Source organism: Streptomyces roseoviridis (assembly GCF_039535235.1).
GTDB lineage: Bacteria > Actinomycetota > Actinomycetes > Streptomycetales > Streptomycetaceae > Streptomyces > Streptomyces roseoviridis.
The window spans coordinates 1,923,408-1,945,439 of record NZ_BAAAWU010000001.1 but is presented as its reverse complement, the minus strand read 5'-3'; the positions used below and the strand labels follow the sequence as shown (position 1 = coordinate 1,945,439).

Below are 22,032 nucleotides of genomic sequence, written 5' to 3'. Positions count from 1 at the left end.
GGCGTGGTGCCCCGCGCTCGGGACACGGTCCCTTCGGCGGGGGCGGCCGGAGCCGAGGCCGCACACGCCGCCGCGGCCCTGATGGGCTCCGGCGCCGGCGAGAGCGAATACGCGGCCGGCGCCGGGCCGTGGGCCGGTCAGCAGGCGGTGGCCGGTCAGCAGGCGGTGGCCGCGTGGCGTGCGGGAGAGCCCCGCGGCTGGGCCACCTCCGTGCCGGGAGGCGGAGCCCCGGGCACGGACGTGGCACACCCGGCGGAAGCCGCCCGCAGGGCCCTGGACCCGGTGGTGCCCGCACCCGGCGCCCCGGCGGCCGTCCGTACGGCAGCCCGGGCCCCGGCGCCACCCCCCGCGGGCGCGCCGCCGGCCGCAGGCCCGGAGGCATGGGCTCCGGCCGGGTCAGTGGCCGTGGCCCCGCGGGACGCCGCCGCGCCCCCGGCCGCCCCGGGTGCGGGCGGCACCGGCCCCGTGGACACCGGGTCCGGTGTGCCCCCCGCCACCGCGCCCCTGACCGTCCCGGGCTCGGGCGCGGGCGAGGCCGTCCCGGCGGGCGCGAGGGTGCTGCGAGGCGCCGACTCCGCGGTGCGGGTCCCCCGGCCCCGGGTGGGGGCGGTGGGGCTGCGGGCCGAAGGGGCGTGGTGGGCCTCGCGACTGCTGCGCGGGGTGCTCGCGGGGACGCGGGACGCACGGCCGTACCTGCCCGTGCTGCGGCGGCTCGCCGATCTCGTCGGCGCCGGCACGGTGCGGGGGTTCGAGCCGGAGTTCTGGGGCGGGCTGCGGGTCGGCGAGGGGGAAGGGCTCGATCTGCTGCGGCGGCTCGTGGTCGCCGACCCGCCGCCCGCCGCGCGCGGCCCCCGGTTCCTCGACCTCGCCGCCGCCCGCCTCGTCGCCGACCCGCGCGGCGTACAACCCCTGCTGTGCCGGTGGTTCGGCGACGAGCGGCCCCTCGTCGCCGCACCCGGCGCCACCGTCGGCACCGCCGCCCAGGCGCTCCTGCACACCCACCGCTCGCTCGCCGTGGACGACCTGTGCGAGGCCCTGGTCGCCACCGCCCACCCGCTCGCCGAAGGGCTCCTCGCGGCGCTCGCCGAGGACGAACCGGCGGCCGTGTGCCGGGCCGTCGACCGGTGGGCGCACGACGACGGCCGCCCCGAGCGGCGTGCGGCGGCAGCGGCGTACGGGACCCTCGTCGCCCCGCACGCCACGGACCCCGCCGACCGCGGCACCCTGCGCTACGCGGCCCTCGCCCTGCTCGCCCGCCCCGCCGACCGCCCCCTGCACGGCGCCGCCCTCGGGCTGCTGCTCCGCGACCCGGACGTCCGCGGCCGGTTCCTGCCCCGCGCGCTCGCCGACCCCGACGTGCCCGTGGACGCCCTCGCCGCCGCCCTGCCCACCCACCCCGAACCGGTCCTCGACGCCCTCGGGGCCCGGCTCCACGGCTCCGACCCGGGCCCCGTCCTGCGCGTCCTCGCCGAGGTGGACACGCCCCGCCTCGCGCGCCGCGCGGCCGCCCTCGTCGCCGAGTACGCCGAGCGGCATCCGGAGGGCGCCCCGCTGGTCGCCGCCTTCGTCGACCGCCGCCTCGAAGAGGGCCCGGTGGTCCGCTGCGTCCTGCACCCGCTGGTGACCCGGCTCCTGGCCCTCCCGGCCGCCCGCGCCGCCCTCGCGCCCGTCCTCGCCGCCCCCGGCACCGGCGCCTCCCGCTTCCTGCGCGGGGAGTTGCGGGCCGGACCACGAGACATGGCCGACACCATGCCGATGCCTACGAAGCCGCATGCTCATGGCAGTCTTAGACCTGCGCCAACAGGCGTACACGCGGACATGGGTACAGGCGGACGAGGAGCGGTCACAGTGCAGCGCTGGCGTGGCTTGGAGGACATTCCCGAGGACTGGGGGCGCAGCGTCGTCACCATCGGCTCCTACGACGGCGTGCACCGCGGGCACCAGCTCATCATCGGCCGGGCCGTGGAGCGCGCCCGCGAGCTGGGCATCCCCTCGGTGGTCGTCACCTTCGACCCGCACCCCTCCGAGGTCGTCCGCCCCGGCAGCCACCCGCCGCTGCTGGCCCCGCACCACCGGCGGGCCGAGCTGATGGCCGAGCTCGGCGTGGACGCGGTGCTGATCCTGCCCTTCACGGCGGAGTTCTCGCAGCTGTCCCCGGCGGACTTCATCGTGAAGGTCCTCGTCGACAAGCTGCACGCCAAGCGCGTGATCGAGGGCCCCAACTTCCGCTTCGGCCACCGGGCCGCCGGCAACGTCGACTTCCTGGCCGAGCTCGGCGCCACGTACGACTACGAGGTCGAGGTGATCGACCTGCGGGTGAGCGGCACCGCGGGCGGCGGGGAGCCGTTCTCCTCGACGCTCGCCCGCCGGCTCGTCGCCGAGGGCGACATGGCGGGCGCCGCCGAGATCCTGGGCCGCCCGCACCGCGTCGAGGGCATCGTCGTGCGCGGCGCCCAGCGCGGCCGCGAGCTCGGCTTCCCGACGGCCAACGTCGAGACCCTGCCGCACACCGCGATCCCGGCCGACGGCGTCTACGCGGGCTGGCTGACCGCCGACGGCGAGCGGATGCCCGCCGCGATCTCGGTGGGCACCAACCCGCAGTTCGACGGCACGGAGCGGACCGTGGAGGCGTACGCGATCGACCGCGAGGGCCTGGACCTGTACGGCCTGCACGTGACCGTCGACTTCCTCGCCTACGTGCGCGGGATGCTCAAGTTCGACACCCTCGACGACCTGCTCGCGGCGATGGCCGACGACGTCGCCAAGTGCCGCGAGCTGACCGCCGCCTACGACCGGGGCGGACGCCCGGTCACCACGTGACCCACAGCTCCCTCGGCCCGCGGATCAGTCCCTTGGACTGGAACTCCGTCTCCTCGGGGCGGCCCGCGAGCCGCAGCCGCGGATAGCGGGTGAGCAGCGTGGAGAGCATCACCTCGGACTCCATCCGGGTCAGCATGGCGCCCATGCAGTGGTGGGGCCCGTGGCCGAAGGAGACGTGCCCGACACCCGTACGGTCGAAGTCGACGGTGTGCGGGTCCTCGAAGACCTCCGGGTCGCGGTTGGCGGCCAGGTAGGAGGCGTACACCGCCTCGCCGGCCCGGATCAGCACCCCGCCGACCTCCACGTCCTCCAGGGCGATCCTGGGCAGGCCGACGCCGTTGCGGTGCGGGATCCAGCGCAGCAGCTCGTCCACGGCCTGCGGCAGCAGCTCCGGTTCGGCGCGCAGCCGGTCGGCCAGGTCCGGCCGGGTGAGCAGCAGGTAGACCATGTTGGCGCTGTTGTTGCGTACCGCGTGCGCGCCGCTGATCAGGATCGCCATGGCGAGCGACACGGCCTCGTCGTTGTCGACGCGGCCCTCGGCCAGGGACTCGGCGAGCACCCCGGCCAGGTCGTCGGACGGCTCGGCCCGGCGCTGTTCGAGGAGCCGGGAGATGTAGCCGTGGATCTGGGCCTTCGCGGCCCGGCTGCTCTCCGGGCCGGGACCCGAGGACAGGATCAGGTCCGGCCAGGAGGCGAGTTCCGCCCGGTCCTCCTCGGGAATGCCGAGCAGGTCGCACACCACCGCCATCGGCAGCGGCCCGTGCAGGTGCTTCATCAGGTCGGCGGGACGCCCGGCCCGCTCCATGGCGTCGAGGAGCCGGTCCGTGGTCGCCTGGGCGAGCGGACGCAGCCGTTTGGTCGACTGCCCGGTGAACGCCTTCGTCACCGCCTTGCGGAGCTGGGTGTGGTACGGCGGATCGGCGTAGTTCAGCGCCGCCTTGGAGGCCACCATGTGGCCCGTCATCCCGGTCACCGGGCGGTCCAGCAGGGCCGTCCGGCTGAACCGCGGGTCGGAGGTCACCGCGCGGACGTCGTCGTACCGGGTGACCAGCCACGCCTCGTGGTCCGCGCCGAACGGCAGCCGGATCCGGGCGACGGGCTCGTCGCGGAGCAGTTCCGTCAGCAGCGGGTCGAAGTCGAGGGCCGGCAGGTCCTCGACCGCCCAGGTGCGGACGGGCCGGGACTCACCCGGGGGGACCGGGGCCGGGGGAGCGGCCGCCGGGGGCGGGGAGGTGGTGGGTTCGGAGGTCATGACAGGGCTGTTCCCGGCGGGGCCCGACCGCGACACGCCGAGCGCCGACAGCCCCCTGAACGGAGGACGCGCCCGGCCCGCCCGCGGTCACGTTCCGCGACCGTCCGGTCGCTCTCGCGGTTGCGGGCTCGCGACGCCGGGGTGAGTGTGGGCCCAGTTCACGGCGAACGAGACGAAGGAGCGCGTGTCGTGGTGACTCTGTGCAAACCCGCGGTGTCCGTACCCGAGTACGTGATCACGATGGAGGAGACCCTCGAGCTCGCCCGCTCACGCCATGCCGACCACCCCCAACTGGCCCTCGCCCTCAGGCTGATCGGGAACACCGGGGTCACCCGTCGGCACATCGTGCAGCCGATCGAGGAGACCCTGAAACATCCCGGTTTCGAGGAGCGCAACGCGCTCTACGAGGCCGAGGCGAAGGCCCGCGTGCCCGCGGTGATCAAGGAGGCCCTGGACAACGCCGGTCTGGGCCCCCAGGACATCGACATGATCGTGTACGTGTCGTGCACGGGCTTCATGATGCCCTCGCTCACCGCCTGGCTCATCAACACCATGGGCTTCCCCAGCCACACCCGGCAGATGCCCATCGCCCAGCTCGGGTGCGCGGCGGGCGGCGCGGCCGTCAACCGGGCGCACGACTTCTGCACCGCCTACCCGGACGCCAACGTCCTCATCGTGGCCTGCGAGTTCTGCTCGCTGTGCTACCAGCCCACCGACCTCGGCGTCGGATCGCTGCTGTCCAACGGCCTGTTCGGCGACGCGGTGGCCTCCGCCGTCGTCCGGGGCCGCGGCGGCACCGGCATCGCCCTGGAACGCAACAACTCCTACCTCGTGCCCGACACCGAGGACTGGATCGCCTACAGCGTCCGCGCCACCGGCTTCCACTTCCTGCTCGACAAGCGGGTGCCCGGCACGATGGAACCCCTCGCCCCGGCGCTGCGCGAACTCGCCGGCGAACACGGCTGGGACGCCGGCAAGCTGGACTTCTACATCATCCACGCGGGCGGCCCGCGCATCCTGGACGACCTCAGCCGCTTCCTCGAAGTGCCCCCGGAGGACTTCCGGTTCAGCCGGGCCACCCTGACGGAGTACGGCAACATCGCCAGCGCCGTCGTCCTGGACGCGGTGCGCCGGCTCTTCGACGAGGGCGGTCTTCCGGAGGGCGCGCGGGGCATCCTGGCCGGCTTCGGCCCGGGCATCACCGCCGAGATGTGCCTGGGGCGGTGGACGAACGGGCAGCCCGCGCAGGACACGAGCCTGAACGCGCGCCGCATCGTGGGCTATGCGCCCCGGCACGCCACCCCGGTCCGCACCACCGCCGCCTGACCACCGGCCGGGCCTGTACGGCGTCGCCGGCCCGGCCGCGTCCCCGAACCCCACCTCACCCCCGTACCACCCCGCTCCCCACCGCAGAGGAGATCCCATGCCCGCCACGCCACCCTCTCCCCGCAGATCGCTGCGCGGCCCCGCCGCCCTGGCCGTCCTGGTCGCCGCGGCCTCCCTCACCGGTGTGCCCGCCCACGCCTCCGCCCGCGTCCCCATGCACCAGTGCTGGGTCAACGACGTCCCCGCCCCGCCCGGAGCGCAGGTCAACGGCACGCCCAAGGACGACCACATCTTCTGTGACAGCGACATCGAGGGCGTCACCGTCTCCGGCGGCAACGGCAACGACATGATCGAGGTCAGGGGCCTGGTCATCGACTCGGCCGTGGTCGGCGGCGAGGGCGACGACATCATCCGGACCAAGCACCTGGTGCCGCAGACCACCTTCAGCATGGTGCGCGGCAACCGCGGCAACGACATCATCAAGGTGGCCACCGTGCACGGCGACGGGGCCAAGCTGGGGGCCGTCGTCCACGGCGACGACGGCAACGACAAGATCACCACCGGCTCGGTCCACGGTGCGCCCGGCCAGTTCAACCGCGGCGGCGGCATCGTCACCGGCAACGACGGCGCGGACACCATCAAGACCGGCGTCATCGACTTCTCCGGCCGGGTCCTCGGCGGCAGCGAGAACGACACCATCGAGGCCGCCGCGCTCGGCCCCGAGTCCGGCGGCATGATCCAGTCCGGACCGGGCGACGACACCATCCAGGGGCCCGGCGGGGCCGTGCTGATCGTCGGCGAGCACTGGGGCACCGTGGACGCCGGCGTCGGCAAGGACACCTGCACCGTGAAGTCCGTCTCCACCCGGACCTCCATCAGCTCCTGCGAGATCCTCCCGAAGGGCTCCGTGACCCAGAAGCCCTCGGGCCAGCCGCAGAACCCCGCGGCCCCGGACTCCGAGACGAAGCCGCCGCACGACCAGGCGAAGCCGGCCCAGGACCACGACCAGGCGCAGCCGCCGCAGCACCCCGCGGCCCCCCACTCCGAGGCCAAGCCGTCCCACGACCAGGGGCAGCCGCCGCACGACCAGGCCAAGCCGTCCCACGACCAGGGGCAGCCGCCGCACGACCAGGCCAAGCCGTCCCACGACCAGGGGCAGCCGCCGCACGACCTGGTGCCGCCGCCCTTCTAGGCCGCGTCAGACCCGTTCGGCCCGCGCCCAGTGACAGGCCGCCTCCACCCGGTCCGCGCCCCCGGCGAGGACCGGAAGGTCCTGCGTACGGCAGCGCTCCGCCACCTCGGCCGCCTCGCCCGAGGCCAGCACGGGGCAGCGCACGTGGAAGCGGCAGCCGGACGGGATGCGGGCCGGGTCCGGGGGTTCGCCGGTGAGCACCACCGGATCGCCCCCGGACTCCGGAAGCACCGACAGCAACGCCCGCGTATAGGGATGCCTGGGGCTCGTCAGAACCGATTCGACGGGCCCCGTCTCCACGATCCGGCCCAGGTACATGACCGCCACCCGGTCCGCGATGTTCCACGCCAGGCCCAGGTCATGGGTCACCACCAGGGCCGACAGGCCGAGTTCGTCGCGCAGGCGCAGCAGCAGGGCCAGGATCTCGCCGCGGACCGACGCGTCCAGCGAGGCGACCGGCTCGTCCGCGACGATCAGTTCGGGCTCCAGGACGAGCGCGCCCGCGATGACCACCCGCTGGCGCTGCCCGCCGGACAGCTCGTGCGGATAGCGCAGGAAGAACCGCTCCGGCGGCCGCAGCCCGGCCCGTGCCAGGGCCTCCGCGACCGCCGCCCGCTCGTCCCCCGCGTACCCGTGGATCCGCAGCCCCTCCGCCACCGCGTCGTACACCGTGTGCCGCGGGTTCAGCGAACCGCTCGGATCCTGAAGGACCAGCTGGGCCCGCTTCCGGTAGGCCCTCAGCGCCTTCCCCGTGTACGCCAGCGGCTCGCCCGCGAACCGCACCGTGCCGCCGCTCGGCCGGACCAGGCCCAGCAACGACCGGGCCAGCGTCGTCTTGCCGCACCCCGACTCGCCGACCAGGGCCACGATCTCGCCCGCGCCGACCTCCAGGTCCACCCCGTCCACCGCCCGCGCGGCCGGCGCGCCCCGCCGCCCCGGGAACACCACCCGCAGACCCTCCGCCGACAGCAGCGGCCGCACCGGCCCGGAAGAACTCATGACGTGCTCCCCACCTGGGTTCCGACGTGTACGCAGGCCGCCCGGCGCCCCGCGCCCGCGTCCCGCAGCTCCTGGTCCCGCTCCGCGCACCCCTCCACCGCCACCGGACAGCGCGGATGGAAGGCGCAGCCGCCCGGCAGGCCGGCCGGGTCCGGAGGGTCGCCCGGCAGCCCGCGCGGGGCGCGCCGCGAGGCCGGATCACCGATGCGGGGGAACGCCGCGGACAGCGCCCGCCCGTACGGGTGCGCGGCGGCCTCGTACACCGCCTTCGCCGGACCTTCCTCGACCACCCGCCCCGCGTACATCACGGCGAGCCGGTCACAGGTGTCGGCCAGCACCGCCAGGTCGTGGCTGATCATCAGCAGACCGATGTCCTGCTCGGCGACCAGCCGCTCGATCAGCCGCAGGATCTGCGCCTGGATCATCACGTCCAGCGCGGTGGTCGGCTCGTCCGCCACGATCAGCCGCGGATCGCAGGCCAGCGCCATCGCGATCATCACGCGCTGCCGCTGCCCGCCGGACAGCTCGTGCGGATACGCCGCCGCCCGCGCGGCCGGCAGGCCCACGTGCTCCAGCAGCTCACCGGCCCGGGATCGCGCCGCCGCCGGGGTGGCCCGGCCGTGCACGAGCAGCGGCTCGGCGATCTGGTCGCCGATCCGCCGTACCGCGTTCAGCGAGTGCATCGCGCCTTGGAAGACGATCGACGCGCCCGCCCAGCGCACGGCCCGCAGCCGCCCCCACTTCATGGTGAGGACGTCCTCGCCGTCCAGCAGGATCTCCCCGGTCGTCCGGGCCGACGCCGGGAGCAGCCGGAGCAGCGCGAGCGCCATCGTCGACTTCCCGCACCCGGACTCGCCCGCCACCCCGAGCTTCCGCCCGGCCGGCAGGGTGAGGTCCACGCCCCGTACGGCGGGGACGGCGGCCGCCCCCGACCCGTACGTCACGCTCAGGTTCCGTACCTCCAACAGCGGACGCGTGCTCAACGCCCCACCCCCAGCCTCGGGTTGAGTACGGACTCGATGGCCCGACCGCACAGCGTGAACGCGAGCGCGACCAGGGCGATGGCGATCCCCGGCGGCGCCAGGTACCACCAGTGCCCGGACGAGACGGCACCCGCCTCACGGGCGTCCTGGAGCATCCCGCCCCAGGAGACCACCGTGGGGTCGCCGAGCCCGAGGAAGGCCAGCGTCGCCTCGGTGAGGATGGCCGTGGAGATGCCCAGCGTGGTCTGGGCGAGCACCAGCGGCATCACGTTCGGCAGCACGTGCCGGGTCATGACGTGCCCGTGGCCGCCGCCGAGCGCCCTCGCCCGCTCGATGTACGGGCGGGACTCCACCGCGATGGTCTGCGCGCGGACCAGCCGGGCGGTCGTCGGCCAGCTGGTCACCCCGATCGCCAGGATCACCGTCCACATCGACCGGGACATCACGGTCGCGAGCACGATCGCGAGGACCAGGGCCGGCATCACCAGGAACCAGTCGGTGATCCGCATGACGACGGTGGAGAACCAGCCGCCGTAGTGCCCGGCGACGATCCCCACGAGGGTGCCGATGGCCACGGACAGCGCCGCCGCCGTGAGGCCGACCAGGAGCGAGATCCGCGCACCCCAGATCAGCAGGCCGAGCAGCGAACGCCCGAACTGGTCGGTGCCCAGCGGGAACGCGGCGCTCGGCGATTCGAGCGCGGTGCCGGGCGCGTTCGTCACCGACTGGACGTCGGCGCCCACGACCAGGGGCGCGGCGAGCGCGAGCAGCCCGATCAGGGCCAGCCCGAACAGACCGTAGAGCCCCGCCCGGTGGCGGCGGTACTCCTTCCAGAAGCGGGCGACCGTGCGGCGCCTGCGTGCCCAGGTCAGCGAGGTCTTCGTCGGTGTCGCCGGTGTCGTCGGTGTCGTCGGCGTCGTCGGGGAGGACTTCGTCGGTGAGGTCATCGGCCCACCCGGGGGTCGAGCAGCGGATAGAGCAGGTCGGCGATCAGGTTCATCACGATCATCGCGCCGGCGAACACCACGAACAGGCCCTGCACCAGCGGCAGGTCGGGCACGCTGAGCGCCTGGTAGAACAGGCCGCCGAGGCCCGGCCAGGAGAACACCGTCTCCACCAGGATGGAGCCGGCCGCCACATGGCCGAGGTTGATGAAGACCATCGTCACGGTCGGCAGCAGCGCGTTCGGTACGGCGTGCCGGCGCCGTACGGCGTCGTCGCGCAGCCCCTTCGCGCGGGCGGTGGTCAGATAGTCGCCGCCCATCTCGTCGAGCAGCGAGGACCGCATCACGAGCAGGGTCTGCGCATAGCCCACGGCGACCAGGGTCAGCACCGGCAGCACCATGTGGTGGGCGACGTCGAGCACGTGGGCGAAGCCCGTCTCGCCCGTGCCCGACTCCATGCCGCCGGTCGGGAAGAGCCCGGGCACGGGCCCGACGCCCACCGAGAACACGATGATCAGCAGCAGGCCGAGCCAGAACGACGGCACCGACCAGAGGGTCAGCGCCACACCGGTGTTCAGCCGGTCACCGAGGCCGCCGTGCCGCCACGCGCTGCGGGTGCCGAGCCACAGGCCGAGGGCCGAGTACAGCAGCACGGCCGTGCCGGTGAGCAGCAGCGTCGCCGGGAGCTTCTGCGCGATGAGCTCGCCGACCGGGGCACGGAACTGGTACGACATGCCGAGGTCGCCGGTCAGCGCCTTGGCGCAGTAGTCGGTGAACTGCTGCCACAGCGGCAGATCGAGACCGAACTGCCGGCGCAGGGTCGCCAGTTGCTCGGCCGTGGTGGGCATGCCGTGGGTCATCGTCTTCACCGGGTCGCCCGGGATGATCCGGAACAGGAAGAAGCTGGTGACCAGGACGGCGAGGAGCGAGACGGCCGCACCGGCCGCCTTCCCCGCCGCGTGACGGAGGTAGGCGGCGGCGGTACGGGCCCGCGCGCCGCCCTCGGTGGCGCGGACCGTGCCGGCACCGGTGCCGGTGCCGGTCTGCGCCACCGGGGCGGGAGTGCTTGCGCTGGTCACGGGCTACTCGCGGTCGTCGGCGGAGGTGCGGCGGCGCAGCGCGAAGAAGATCCCGATGGCGACGACGGCCACGACGGCCGCGCCGATCCCGGTCACCACACCGGCGGACGAACCGCCGCCGGACCCCCCGTCGGAGGTCTGCGCCGCCGGCACGGCGGACCACCAGCTCCAGTAGCCGTCCTGCCCCCACAGGTTGCCGGCCGCCTCGGGCATGGTGGTGATGGAGCCGATCTGGTCCGTGCGGTAGGCCTCCAGGGCGTTCGGGTACGCGAGGACGTTCATGTACCCGGTGTCGTAGAGCCGCGACTGCATCCGCTTGACGATCTCGGCGCGCTTGGCGGCGTCGTACTCGACGGCCTGCTGCGCGTAGAGCGCGTCGAACTCCCGGTCGCAGATGAAGTTGTCGGTGGCGCCGGTGTCCTTCGGGGTCGCGGGCAGCGTGCCGCAGGTGTGGATGGACAGCACGTAGTCCGGGTCGGGGTTCACCGACCAGCCGTCGAAGGCGAGGTCGTAGTCGCCCTTCACCCACGGGTCGGAGACGCTGTCGAGGCACTCGACCTTCAGCCCGATGCCGAGCTTGCCCCACCACTCCTGGAGGTACTTGCCGACGGCCTTGTCGTTGGGGTCGGTGGCGTGGCACAGGATGCGGAAGTCCAGCGGCCTGCCGTCCTTGCCGACCCGCTTGCCCTCACCGTTCACGCGGTAGCCGGCGGCGTCGAGGACCCGCGCGGCCCCGGCGGGGTCGTAGGAGCGCTTCTGCCCCTCGGCCGGCTTCCAGAAGTACGAGCCGAAGCGCGGCGGGATGTAGCCCTCGCCCTCGACGGCGTGGCCCTGGAAGACCTTGTCCACGAGGGTGGTGCGGTCCACGGCGAGGAACAGCGCCTTGCGCACCTCGGGGTCGAGCAGGGCCTTGTGCCCGTTGCCGAAGGTCCGGCCGTCCTTGGCGCGCGCCCCGGGATTGGTGGCGAGGGCGAAGAAGCGGCGGCCGGGCGCGTCGTTGACCTTGATGTCGTCGTGCTTCTTCAGGGCGGCCGCCTGGGCGGGCGTCAGGTTCGGCACGAAGGACACCTCGCCCTTCTGGAGGGCGGCGACGGCCGCGTCACCGTCCTTGTAGTACTTGAAGACCAGCTCGTCGAACTTGGGCGCCCCGCGCCAGAACTTCCTGTTCGGCTCGAGCTTGATGTACTGGTCGACCTTGAAGTCGGTGATGACGAAGGGCCCGTTGCCGACGATGGGGAACTGCCGGTCGTTGTTGAACTTCGAGAAGTCGGTGACCTTCTCCCAGACGTGCTTGGGCACGATCGGCACGTCCAGGGCCGTCATCGTCGCCTGCGGCTTCTTCAGCTTGATGACCAGCGTCTGCGGGTCGGGCGCGGTGACCTTCTCGAAGTTGGCCGTGAAGCTGCCGTTGGCGGTGGCGGCGTTCGGGTCGGTCATCATCTTGTTGAAGGTCCAGGCGGCGTCCTCGGCGGTGGCCGGCTTGCCGTCGGACCACAGCGAGTCCTTGCGGATCGTGTACGTCCAGGTCAGCTTGTCCGGCGAGGTCTTCCACGCGGTGGCGAGACCCGGGATGGGGCGCGCGTCCTTCACGTCGTAGTTGGTCAGGTACTCGTAGGCGAGCCGGTGGATGCTGGTGGAGACGAGCTTCTGGGCGAGGAACGGGGACAGCGAGTCGACGCTCTGCGAGACGGCGACGGTGAGCGTCGTCCGGGCGGGCTTGTCGTCCGCGCGGGCCGCCTGCGCCGCCTGCGCCGGCCGCGCGGCGTGCGCCGCCGCGGGGACCGCGACGAGCGAGGCGGCGAGGACGCCGGCCGCGGTCAGGAGGCGCGCGGCTCTGCGGAGGGGTGCCGGACGGGGTGGAACCTTCGTGACCATGACCATGGGACGTGACCTCGCGTCGGGATGCGTGCGTCGGGGGAAGTGCCGTGGATCTTGGGCTGACGATGGATGAAGCGAAGGTGTATCAGCGGTGGTCTGCCGTCGTCAACGATCCCTCAAACCCCGTGTGGGCTGCGGGAATGCCGAGAGGCCCCGTACCGGAACACCGGTACGGGGCCTCATTGGTCTACTCCTGTGACGCCCTACTGCTGAGGGGCTGGCGGCGCCTGCGGGGGCTGCTGCTGCCAGTTCGGCGGCGGCACCTGGCCCGGAGCCGGAACCTGGCCCTGGGCCTGCGGGTCGGCATGCGGCGGCAGCGGCTGCGCCGGGGGCTGCTGCCAGCCCTGCGGCACGCCCGGCTGACCGGCCGGAGCGGGCGCCGCACCGTACGGATGTCCGGGTGCCTGCGGTGCTCCGTACGGCTGACCCGCGGCCTGCTGCGGCGGGTACGGCTGCTGCGGGAACGGCTGCCCGGGGGCCGGCGGCCCGCCGTAGGGCTGCCCCGGCGCGGGCGGCTGCTGCTGCGGATAGGGCTGACCGGCCCCCGGCTGACCGGGCATCGGCTGCCCCGGCACCGGCTGACCGGGGCCGCCCTGCGCCGGCATCGGCGGGGCCATGTGCGGAGGCATCCCGCCCTGGCCGTCACCGGTCCACAGGCCCTGCGCCTGCTGCGCCCGGGAGAAGTCCTCCGCCACCATCGCCGACAGGTGGAAGTACGCCTCGCGGGTCTTCGGCCGCATCATGTCGAGGTCGACCTCGGCGCCGGCCGCCAGGTGCTCGTCGAAGGGCACCACGACCACACCGCGGCAGCGCGTCTGGAAGTGCTGCACGATGTCCTCGACCTTGATCATCTTGCCCGTCTCGCGGACCCCGGAGATGACCGTGATCGACCGCTGCACCAGCTCCGCGTACCCGTGCGCGGACAGCCAGTCGAGCGTCGTCGACGCGCTGGAGGCACCGTCCACGGACGGCGTCGAGATGATGATCAGCTGATCGGCCAGGTCGAGGACGCCGCGCATCGCGCTGTAGAGCAGACCGGTGCCGGAGTCGGTCAGGATGATCGGGTACTGCTTGCCCAGGACGTCGATCGCCCGCCGGTAGTCCTCGTCGTTGAAGGTCGTCGAGACGGCCGGGTCCACGTCGTTGGCGAGGATCTCCAGACCGGACGGCGCCTGCGAGGTGAAACGGCGGATGTCCATGTACGAGTTGAGGTACGGGATCGCCTGCACCAGGTCGCGGATGGTCGCCCCGGTCTCGCGCCGCACCCGGCGGCCGAGCGTGCCGGCGTCCGGGTTGGCGTCGATGGCCAGGATCTTGTCCTGGCGTTCGGTGGCGAGGGTCGCGCCCAGCGCGGTGGTCGTGGTGGTCTTGCCCACGCCGCCCTTGAGGGAGATCACCGCGATCCGGTAGCAGGAGAGCACCGGCGTCCGGATCAGCTCCAGCTTCCGCTGCCGCTCCGCCTCCTCCTTCTTGCCGCCCAGCTTGAAACGGGCCGAAGCCCCGGGGTTCCGGCTGGACTTGGGCTTCTGCTTGTTGTTGCGCAGCAGCCGGTCGGAGGACAGCTCGACGGCGGCGGTGTACCCGAGCGGCGCACCCGGCACCGAACGCTCCCGCTGGTCGTGCGTCACCGCCGACGGCCACGCGGCGCCCGTCCGCGGATCGGTCCCCGGCCCCCCGGGACCGGGCGCGGGCTGCGGGAAGCCGTAACCGCCCTGGGGCGGCTGGGGCGCGTGGGGCGCGTGGGGCGGCTGAGGCGCGTAGGGCGCCTGCGGCGGTACGGGCCCGGGGGCGGCGGCCTGGGGCTGCGGCTGGGCCTGCGGGTGAGGCTGGGCCTGGGCGTGAGGCTGGGCCTGGGCCTGGGCCTGGGCTTGGGCGTGGGGCTGGGGCGCCTGACCGGGGTGCGGGAAGCCGTATCCGCCCTGCGGGCCGGGGGCCGGGGCCGGGGGCTGGCCCGGCTGTCCGGGCTGGCCGGGGTGCGGGAAGCCGTAGCCGCCGTGCGGCGGCTGGGCCTGCGGGGGCACCGGCGGCTGTCCGGGCTGGCCGGGGTGCGGGAAACCGTAGCCGCCCTGCGGGCCGGGGGCCGGGGCCGGGGGCTGGCCCGGCTGTCCGGGCTGGCCGGGGTGCGGGAAGCCGTAGCCGCCCTGCGGCGGTACGGGGCCGGGAGCGCCCGGACCCGGAGGCGCGGGCCAGGCACCGGCGGCCGGCAGCGGCGCGGCCTGGGGCTGCGGCTGCTCGCCCGGGGCGCCCTGCGCGGGCCACTGCGGCGCGGACGCGGGGGTCGCGGGCTGGAACGACGGCGGCAGCGGCGGAAGCCCGGCGTTCTGCGGCGGCAGCGGGGCACCGACGGGCGGCAGCGGCGCGGCCGGTGCGGCGTCCTGCGGCTGCTCGACCGGCGTGGCGGCGTCCGTGGCTCCGGTGGCCCCGGTGCCCTCGGCCGCGGGCGTCTCGGGCGTGGCGGTGCCGGGTTCGGTGCCCGCCGCGTCGTCCGTGGCGGCCGGGGTGTCCGCCGGACCGCCCTCGGGCGCGTCCGCCTCCGTGGTGCCGGCGGCCGCCGGAGCGTCGTCCGCACCGCCGTCCACCGCGCTGTCGGCGCTCTCGCCGCCCGCGCCGCCGCTCTCGGCGCCGTCCTCGGCCTCCGCGTCCGGGCCGGACGTCAGGGGGGCGGCGCCGGTCTCACCGTCAGCTCCGTCCGTGCCGGCTCCGGCGGCCTCCGGTGCGGGCCGCTCGGCGTGCTCGGCCTGCGGCGCGGTGCCCGCGGTCCCCGCGGTGTCGGTGGCCGGGGTGGCCGGGGTGTCCGGGGTCCCGCCGTCCGTACGGCCGGTCGTGTCCGGCGTCGGGGGCAGCGGCGTCGGCTGAGGCGCCTCCGGGGCGGCAGCGATGTCGGCCGGAGCAGGCTGCTGCTCGGCCAGTTCCGCCATCTCGCGCTTCAGCGCGGCGGGGGAGAAACGCATGGTGGCCCCGCTCTCCACGTCCCCGCCGCCGAACGGCGCCGGTGCGGGGGCAGGCTGGGGCTCGGGCTGGGGCGCGGGAGTGGGCTCGGGCGCGGCGGCGGGAGCGGCCGGCGGCACCGGGGCGGCCGGCGGCGGGGGCGCCGGGGCCCAGGCCGCCTCGTAGGGCCCGGGTGCCGGGACGCCGGGCACCGCGACCGGGGCACCGGTCGGCGGCGGAGGCGCGGGCACCCCGCCCCCCGTACCGCCCGACGACGCGTTCTGCGTGTACCAGGCCGGCGGGGTGTAGTCGATGGTGAACTCACCCGTCATCTCGGCGGGATCTGCGTCGGACTGATCGTCGACGGGCGGGTTCCAACCCCCGTTGATCTCGTCCCGATCGCGGTTCACTTTGCCTCCTGGTGTGGTCGCGCACCCTTGTGCAGTCGTGGGCGGGCACATCCCACCCTAAACGCCAACCGGGTCCGCCGGGCAGGGCCGTCGGCCCGCCGCCGGTCCTCGCGCCGACGGCGCGCGCCCCCAAGTGACCCGCAGGTACCGGAGAGTGAAACCCCGGATGCCCCGAACCCCTACAAAAGCGGACAGGTTCGGCTGGATCTCGTGGGGTTCCGGTGTGGTTCTCGTGTGTTCCCCCGGGTCCGGCCCGGGTCAGTCCATGCGGCGGGCGCCGCCCAGCAGTCCGGTCTCGGCGTCCGTGGCCTGCGTCATCACGAACTGCCGGTCGCCCGGCGTGCACCAGAGCGTGACCCCGTCGGCCAGCGTGGACAGCGCCTCCCACTCCGCGCGCTGCAGGCCCATGATGCGGCCGATCTGCGCGGCCTCGTCGGGGGAGACCCGCTGCACCCCGACGAGGGAGGACTTCTCCAGCAGCCGCGGGGCGACCGGGCTCAGATAGGGGAGGAGGGTGACGACCGACTGCCAGGGGGCGGAGACGACCCGGCCGCGCGGCGGCCGCATGCCGCAGTCGCGGACGACGACCACGGGGCTGCCCGCCGACGCGCCCTGCGGCGGCACCCGGCCCACGTCGTGCAGGGTGACGCAGGGCTGGCCGCCTCCGGCCGCCTGGGCGAGCGCCGTCCATGCCTGCGCCCGGCCGGTCTCCACCGCGATGCGCGCGCCGGTGGCCGCCGCCCGCAGCGCCAGGACCTGCGCGGTCCACAGGCCGCCGATCAGCGTGACGTCGTACGGGCTGGGCCGGTTGATGCCGAGCACCGCGGGCCGGCCCTCGGCGTCCACGCCGACGACCACGCCGTCGTCGCCCACCGGCAGCGTCAGCGCGTCCAGTTGGTCCACGGGAACGGAGTGACGGTCGCGGCGCGGGCCGATGAGCCCGAAGCCGAACCGGGGCTTCGTCCCCCGCCCCGTACGCCGGGCGGCCCGTCCGCCACCCGCGTGGCCCCGCCGCGCGGGCGCCGAGCCGGGCATCCCGCCCGACGGCCCGGCCGTGCCCCCACCGGCCACACCGCCCGCCACGAAACCACCCGTCACCGGCCCACCGGCCGCCATCTGCCCACCGGCCACCGGCCCGCCGTGCGGCTGTCCACCGGCACCGGGCCCGCCCGCCACACGTCCGCCTGCCGGTCCGCCTGCCGCGGGTCCGCCCGGACCCGGCCGCCCCATCGCCGGAGTCGTCATCAGCGCGCACCCCCCAGCGGCAGCGTCGCCAGCATGCCCGGGACCTGTTCGCGGTCCAGCCGCACCAGACCCGTCTTCACGCCGCGCGCCGCGCGCTCCAGTTCGTGCCGGGCGGCCACCAGTTCCTCGTCGCTGCGCCCGGTGATCCGTACATGTCCGGTGACCGTCACCTCCTGACGGTCACCACCGCTCAGCGTCAGGCTGAAGGTCGTCGCGAGCGCCGGCAGCGAGGTGAGCAGCGCCACCAGCTGCGGCATCGACGCCCCCGCGCCGCCCGCCGCGCCCAGCTGGGGCCAGCGTCCCACCCAGTACGTCGTGTGACGCCGGTCGTCGACCCGCCAGGTGCGCGCCGTCTCCTGGGTGCGGCGGCCCGGAGCCTGGCCCCGGCCCGCCTGCGCTATCGCCATCGGGCTGGCGCACGTGGAGGTGGCCAGGGCCGAGGTGAGCTCCTGCTCGGTGAGGACCGTGGCGCGGAACCCGGCGCCGGACAGTCGGCTCGCCAGCTGGTCCGCCGCCCGCACCAGGCACTTCTGCGCGCCCGTCAGACCCCCGCCGCGCGCCTCGACCGCCTCCGGGCACAGCTCGGGGTCCAGCTTCAGCGCGATCCAGGTGATGCGGACCGCCGGCGAACCCGTCTGGGCCTGCAACGGCACGTAGTTGCGGGCGGCCATCGACTGCGCGGGCAGATGCGGCGCCGGGGCGGGCTGCGTGTGCTGCACGATCTGCGCGGACTCCAGCCGGATGCCGTCCACCGACAGCACGTCCCGGACCAGGCCCACCGGCAGCGGCCGCGCCGCGCGGTCGGGGCGCAGCGCCGAGCCCTCGGACTCGACCCGTACGACCGCGGTGAGGAAGGTGCCGTCGCCGATCATCCCGATCGGCCGCCGGTCACGGTCGCTGTACGTGTACGTACGCAGCGCCGGGTCGCACTCCACGACCGGGGCGAGACCCGGCTCCGTGCCCTCCGGCACGGTGAAGGAGGCCGCCCGGCGGGTGCGGGCCCGCAGCGCCAGGAAGGTGGAGAGCCACTCGGGCAGCGAACGCCGGTGCCGGCGCACCACCGCGAGCAGCACCAGCAGCGCCGCGACCACACCGGCCGGAACGAGCAGAAGCTTGTCGACGACCGCGGCGACGAACAGCAGCGCCGCCGCCACCTCGATCAGCACGAGCTGTTGCAATCGGAACGCACCGAAGTGTCCCGGGCGTGCCTGGAGCCTCGGCGAGACCGAGGACGGAACCGGCGAACCGGACCCCTGCGAGGCGGCAGCGGGGGGCGCGGAAGTGGACGTGGCCGCAGCGGGCCGCGTCCGCGTCGCGGAAGCCATGATGGAGAATCCCCCTCAATTCGTCCCGATCACCCTCGCTCGCCAGGCCTTTGGCGGCTGGATCACCCTACCCGCCCCACGAGCACGGACGGACAGCAGGCATAGTAGGGGGCCGGTCCGACAGCCGGGGCCCGGGCGCCATGCTCCCCGGACTCCCGCGCGAAGACTGCGCCTGACGAAAATGGGGACTCATGGCATCACGGCGGGACGAGCTCAACGCGTACACCTTTGCGAAGAAGCGCACGGTCGCGGCATTCCTCCAACCCTCTCCCTCCGGTACGGAGGAGGGGGCGCCCCGGCCGCTGCGCGCGGTGCTCCCCGGGCTCATCGTCGGCGCGCTCGTCATCGCCGGCTTCGGCGCCTGGGGCATGTTCAAGCCCACCGCGCCCAAGGGGTGGGACGAGCCCGGCACCAAGGTGATCGTCGGCAAGCAGTCCACCACCCGCTACGTCGTCCTCACCACCGGCAAGGGCAAGGACAAGAAGACCCTCCTCCACCCGGTCCTCAACCTCGCCTCCGCCCGGCTGCTGCTGAACCCGGACGACTTCCAGGTCATCCAGGTCGACGACAAGACCCTGGACGAGGGCAAGCCGCCGCGCGGCCCGATCCTCGGCATCCCGTACGCCCCCGACCGCCTCCCCGGCGCGCCCGACGCCGGCACCGCCAAGCGCTGGGCCGTGTGCGAGCAGCCGGGCGGCGGCAACGGCGGCAGCGTGCAGAAGGCCACCTTCCTCTTCGCCAAGCGCGACCTCGGCCGCACCGACAACAGCAGCAAGCTGAAGGCCGGACAGATCCTCTACGTCAAGGGGCAGAAGGACAGCGCCCAGTACCTGGTCGACCACACCGGCACCAAGTACCTCGTCAACGACGAGGCCAAGGGCCTCACCACCACCCTCTTCGGCGTCAACCGCGAGCCGCAGCAGGTCACCGACGACTGGCTGGCCACCCTGAAGACCGGCAGCCCCGTCGACTTCCCGCAGATCCCCGGCCCGGTCGGCGCCGACGCCCACGTCGACGGCGGACTCACCCCCGCGCAGGACAGGGTCGGCATGGTGCTCCTCGCCCAGACCGGATCCGGACCCCAGCACTACGTGGTGCTCCAGGGCAAGGTGCAGCCGGTCTCCGGCTTCACCGCCTGGCTGCTCATCAACTCCCCGCAGACCGACATGCTCGACATGAAGGGCGAGCCCTCCGCCGTCGACCAGGTCTCGCTCAGCCCCGACTCCGCGTACTTCGGCGCCGGCCTGCGCTGGCCCGAGGTCAAGTCCGCCCAGGTCAACTCGGTGGGCGGCGCGGGCTCCCGCGACACCATCTGCTCCGTCCTGGAGAGCGTGGACTCCAAGGGCCGGCCCACCCTCTCCACCTGGGCCGGCACCAAGTACCCCGCGGACATCACGGCCGGCGGCACCAGCACGTACGTCACCCCCGGCACCGGCCTGCTCTACACCCAGGTGCAGGGCAACCAGTCCCGGCCCGACGGCTCGCTCTTCCTCGTCACCGACACCGGACTGCGCTACGCGGTGCAGGCCAACGGGGACAGCGACTCGGGCCGCTCCGAGATCGGCGCCCCCGAACAGAACCAGCAGAGCGACGGGCGTCCGGAACCCAGCGACGCCCAGAAGCGTCTCGGCTACGAGAAGGTCACCCCGGTCCTCGTACCGCTGGAGTGGTCGGAGTTCCTGTCGAAGGGCCCGCGTCTCGACACCAACAGCGCACGTCAGCCGCAGGGTTCGTGAGGGGGCGCGAGGTGACGACACGAGATACGGCGAGGACACGGGTCGCGGCGACGGCGCGGGGCGCGGCGCCCCGGCGTGCGGCCGCCCTGCTCGCGGCCGCGACCCTGACCGGCCTCCTGGCGGCGCCGCCCGCGGCCGCCGAGAGCCCGGTGGACATAGACGGCAGCGGTGAGTGCACCTTCCCGATGAAGAAGCAGATCGAGGGCATCCCCTGGTCGCTCCAGCGGGTGCTGCTCGACGAGCTGTGGCAGGACACCAAGGGCAAGGGCGTCAAGGTCGCCGTCATCGACACCGGCGTCGACGACGTCAACCCGCAGCTCAAGCCCGCCGTCGACGCCAGACTCGGCAAGGACTACCTGAAGCCCGACAAGGAGAGCGCGAGCAGCGGCAACGACCAGCGCGGCAAGACCGACGGGACCGTCGACGAGGTCGGCCACGGCACCAAGGTCGCCGGCATCATCGCCGCCAGGCCCCGCAAGGGCACCGGCTTCGTCGGCCTCGCTCCCGAGGCGACGATCATCCCGATCCGGCAGAACGACGAGAAGAACAGCGGCAAGTCCGACACCATGGCGCAGGCCATCGACCACGCGGTCGACAAGGGCGCCCACGTCATCAACATCTCCCAGGACACCACCCAGCCGCTCGGTCCCGAATCGCTCATGGCCAAGGCGGTGGCCCGCGCCCTCGCCAAGAACGTGGTGGTCGTCGCCTCCGCCGGCAACGACGGCATGGACGGCAAGCTCAAGAACACCTACCCCGCGGCCTTCCCGGGCGTCCTGGCCGTCGCCTCCTCCGACCGCAACAACGAACGCGCCGCGTTCTCCCAGTCCGGCACCTTCGTCGGCGTCGCCGCACCGGGCGTCGACATGGTCTCCACGGTGCCCGGCGGCGGTCAGTGCGTCGACAACGGGACCAGCTTCTCGGCCCCGTACGTCGCGGGCGTCGCGGCACTGCTGCGCGCCAAGTACCCGCAGTGGACGGCCGCGCAGATCGTGACGAGAATCGAGCAGACGGCCATCCGCTCCATCAACGGCCGTGACAACCACGTCGGTTGGGGAGTCGTCGACCCCGTACGGGCACTCGCCGACGGTCCCGAACCACCACCGTCCGGTCCCACCCCGGACCCCGGCCCCCCGAAGCCACCCGCGCCCGAACCGGCCCACATGGCGATGTCGGAGACTCCCCAGGAGCGCTCCGAACGCCTCGCCACCTACGCACTGGGCATCGGCGCGGTGCTGGTCGCGGTGGTGTCCGGGACGGCCGTCGTCATCCGCGACAGCCGGCGACGCGGGGCCATCCGATGAGCCGTCACATGCGGCATGTCGTAAGTAGGAATACCTAGGTAGCTTTGCAGTTGGAACTGTCGTACCAAGTCGTTAGAGTGAGCGAGTTCGAGCGTGTGACGAGGGGGAACTGAAGTGGCAGGGCCGAACGGGGACGGCAGTGGCAAGCAGGGTCTGGAAGTCGGGGACGTCACCCTCCAGACCTTCCAGTCACGCATGCAGAAGCTGGTCGACGATCTGAAGGGCTCACCCGCCGAGCACAAGAAGATCGGCGAGCAGAAGGTCACGGCGGACTCGTACGGGACGGGCTTCGCCGCGGCGACCGAGCTCCACGGGGCGTACGAGAAGGTGCGCACGCGGCTCGAGGAGCTGACGCGGATCTTCGGCGAGACGATCGAGGCCATGGGAATCCGGGCCCAGATCGCCGACAAGGGCTACGCGGGCGTGGACGAAGAGGAGCGCCAGCGCTTCGCGGAGATCCAGAAGCGCACCAAGGAAGACTACGAAGAGCGCCACGGCGGCGGTCAGCAGCCGGCGACCGGCCCGGCCGGCCCGGCCGGCCCGAACCAGCCGGCGCCCAAGCCGACGACCAACACCGGCGATTCCGGCGGATTCAGCTAAGCGGGGGAGTG

At 73.9% G+C, this 22,032-nt stretch carries 15 protein-coding genes; 6 read left to right on the top strand and 9 right to left on the bottom strand.

Going from position 1 to position 22,032, the window contains the following annotated elements; translation table 11 throughout:
- Nucleotides 1-1,848: 1,848 nt before the first annotated feature.
- Nucleotides 1,849-2,820: a bifunctional riboflavin kinase/FAD synthetase gene (locus ABD954_RS08655; RefSeq protein WP_345492043.1), complete on the top strand. Its 972-nt coding sequence runs from the start codon at nt 1,849-1,851 to the stop codon at nt 2,818-2,820.
- Here ABD954_RS08655 and ABD954_RS08650 read toward each other — a convergent pair.
- Nucleotides 2,810-4,072 carry a cytochrome P450 gene (locus tag ABD954_RS08650; protein WP_345485246.1) on the bottom strand — a complete coding sequence of 421 codons (1,263 nt, stop codon included), beginning with the start codon at nt 4,070-4,072 and terminating at the stop codon, nt 2,810-2,812. The two genes, ABD954_RS08655 and ABD954_RS08650, sit on opposite strands and share 11 nt — an antisense overlap.
- A 189-nt stretch (nt 4,073-4,261) precedes the next feature.
- Here ABD954_RS08650 and ABD954_RS08645 point away from each other — a divergent pair, with 189 nt between their 5' ends.
- Nucleotides 4,262-5,398, top strand: a complete 1,137-nt coding sequence (locus ABD954_RS08645) for a type III polyketide synthase (RefSeq protein ID WP_345485243.1) — start codon at nt 4,262-4,264, stop codon at nt 5,396-5,398.
- Nucleotides 5,399-5,495: 97 nt separating this feature from the next.
- On the top strand, nt 5,496-6,590 hold the full coding sequence (locus tag ABD954_RS08640) for a hypothetical protein (RefSeq protein WP_345485241.1): 1,095 nt from the start codon (nt 5,496-5,498) through the stop codon (nt 6,588-6,590).
- A gap of 6 nt (nt 6,591-6,596) precedes the next feature.
- Here the strand turns inward: ABD954_RS08640 and ABD954_RS08635 are convergent, their stop codons facing one another.
- From ABD954_RS08635 to eccE, 8 genes are all read right to left on the bottom strand, one after another.
- Nucleotides 6,597-7,589: an oligopeptide/dipeptide ABC transporter ATP-binding protein gene (locus ABD954_RS08635; protein WP_345485239.1), complete on the bottom strand. Its 993-nt coding sequence runs from the start codon at nt 7,587-7,589 to the stop codon at nt 6,597-6,599.
- Nucleotides 7,586-8,572 (bottom strand): ABC transporter ATP-binding protein, encoded by a 987-nt coding sequence (locus ABD954_RS08630; RefSeq protein WP_345485237.1) that lies wholly within the window; start codon nt 8,570-8,572, stop codon nt 7,586-7,588. Before ABD954_RS08630 ends, ABD954_RS08635 begins: the two co-directional genes overlap by 4 nt.
- Nucleotides 8,569-9,519 carry an ABC transporter permease gene (locus ABD954_RS08625; protein ID WP_345485235.1) on the bottom strand — a complete coding sequence of 317 codons (951 nt, stop codon included), beginning with the start codon at nt 9,517-9,519 and terminating at the stop codon, nt 8,569-8,571. The genes ABD954_RS08630 and ABD954_RS08625 overlap by 4 nt, the downstream gene beginning before the upstream one ends.
- The gene (locus ABD954_RS08620; RefSeq protein WP_345492041.1) at nt 9,516-10,568 is read right to left on the bottom strand and encodes an ABC transporter permease; all 1,053 of its coding nucleotides are present in this window, start codon (nt 10,566-10,568) and stop codon (nt 9,516-9,518) included. Before ABD954_RS08620 ends, ABD954_RS08625 begins: the two co-directional genes overlap by 4 nt.
- Nucleotides 10,569-10,598: 30 nt before the next feature.
- Nucleotides 10,599-12,470 carry an ABC transporter substrate-binding protein gene (locus tag ABD954_RS08615; protein ID WP_345492039.1) on the bottom strand — a complete coding sequence of 624 codons (1,872 nt, stop codon included), beginning with the start codon at nt 12,468-12,470 and terminating at the stop codon, nt 10,599-10,601.
- Nucleotides 12,471-12,676: 206 nt separating this feature from the next.
- On the bottom strand, nt 12,677-15,811 hold the full coding sequence (locus ABD954_RS08610) for an SCO5717 family growth-regulating ATPase (RefSeq protein ID WP_345485232.1): 3,135 nt from the start codon (nt 15,809-15,811) through the stop codon (nt 12,677-12,679).
- A gap of 258 nt (nt 15,812-16,069) precedes the next feature.
- Nucleotides 16,070-16,846, bottom strand: a complete 777-nt coding sequence (locus ABD954_RS08605) for a hypothetical protein (RefSeq protein ID WP_345492038.1) — start codon at nt 16,844-16,846, stop codon at nt 16,070-16,072.
- Between the two features lie 209 nt (nt 16,847-17,055).
- On the bottom strand, nt 17,056-18,381 hold the full coding sequence (gene eccE / locus ABD954_RS08600) for a type VII secretion protein EccE (protein ID WP_345485230.1): 1,326 nt from the start codon (nt 18,379-18,381) through the stop codon (nt 17,056-17,058).
- 191 nt (nt 18,382-18,572) lie between these two features.
- On the opposite strand from eccE, the gene eccB reads away from it, so the two are divergent.
- From eccB to ABD954_RS08585, 3 genes are all read left to right on the top strand, one after another.
- Entirely contained in the window at nt 18,573-20,117 is a 1,545-nt protein-coding gene (gene eccB, locus ABD954_RS08595; RefSeq protein ID WP_345485228.1) for a type VII secretion protein EccB, read from the top strand.
- A gap of 185 nt (nt 20,118-20,302) precedes the next feature.
- Entirely contained in the window at nt 20,303-21,421 is a 1,119-nt protein-coding gene (mycP, locus tag ABD954_RS08590; protein WP_345492037.1) for a type VII secretion-associated serine protease mycosin, read from the top strand.
- Between the two features lie 114 nt (nt 21,422-21,535).
- On the top strand, nt 21,536-22,021 hold the full coding sequence (locus tag ABD954_RS08585) for a hypothetical protein (protein WP_345485226.1): 486 nt from the start codon (nt 21,536-21,538) through the stop codon (nt 22,019-22,021).
- The last annotated feature ends 11 nt before the right edge of the window (nt 22,022-22,032 follow it).

What these genes read in the sequence shown, in the direction of transcription:
- eccB (WP_345485228.1), top strand. Translation starts at nt 18,573, where the DNA reads ATGGCATCACGGCGGGACGAGCTCAACGCGTACACCTTTGCGAAGAAG.
- ABD954_RS08650 (WP_345485246.1), bottom strand. Translation starts at nt 4,072, where the DNA reads ATGACCTCCGAACCCACCACCTCCCCGCCCCCGGCGGCCGCTCCCCCG.
- ABD954_RS08615 (WP_345492039.1), bottom strand. Translation starts at nt 12,470, where the DNA reads ATGGTCACGAAGGTTCCACCCCGTCCGGCACCCCTCCGCAGAGCCGCG.
- ABD954_RS08635 (WP_345485239.1), bottom strand. Translation starts at nt 7,589, where the DNA reads ATGAGTTCTTCCGGGCCGGTGCGGCCGCTGCTGTCGGCGGAGGGTCTG.
- ABD954_RS08625 (WP_345485235.1), bottom strand. Translation starts at nt 9,519, where the DNA reads ATGACCTCACCGACGAAGTCCTCCCCGACGACGCCGACGACACCGACG.
- ABD954_RS08640 (WP_345485241.1), top strand. Translation starts at nt 5,496, where the DNA reads ATGCCCGCCACGCCACCCTCTCCCCGCAGATCGCTGCGCGGCCCCGCC.
- eccE (WP_345485230.1), bottom strand. Translation starts at nt 18,381, where the DNA reads ATGGCTTCCGCGACGCGGACGCGGCCCGCTGCGGCCACGTCCACTTCC.
- mycP (WP_345492037.1), top strand. Translation starts at nt 20,303, where the DNA reads ATGAAGAAGCAGATCGAGGGCATCCCCTGGTCGCTCCAGCGGGTGCTG.
- ABD954_RS08605 (WP_345492038.1), bottom strand. Translation starts at nt 16,846, where the DNA reads ATGCCCGGCTCGGCGCCCGCGCGGCGGGGCCACGCGGGTGGCGGACGG.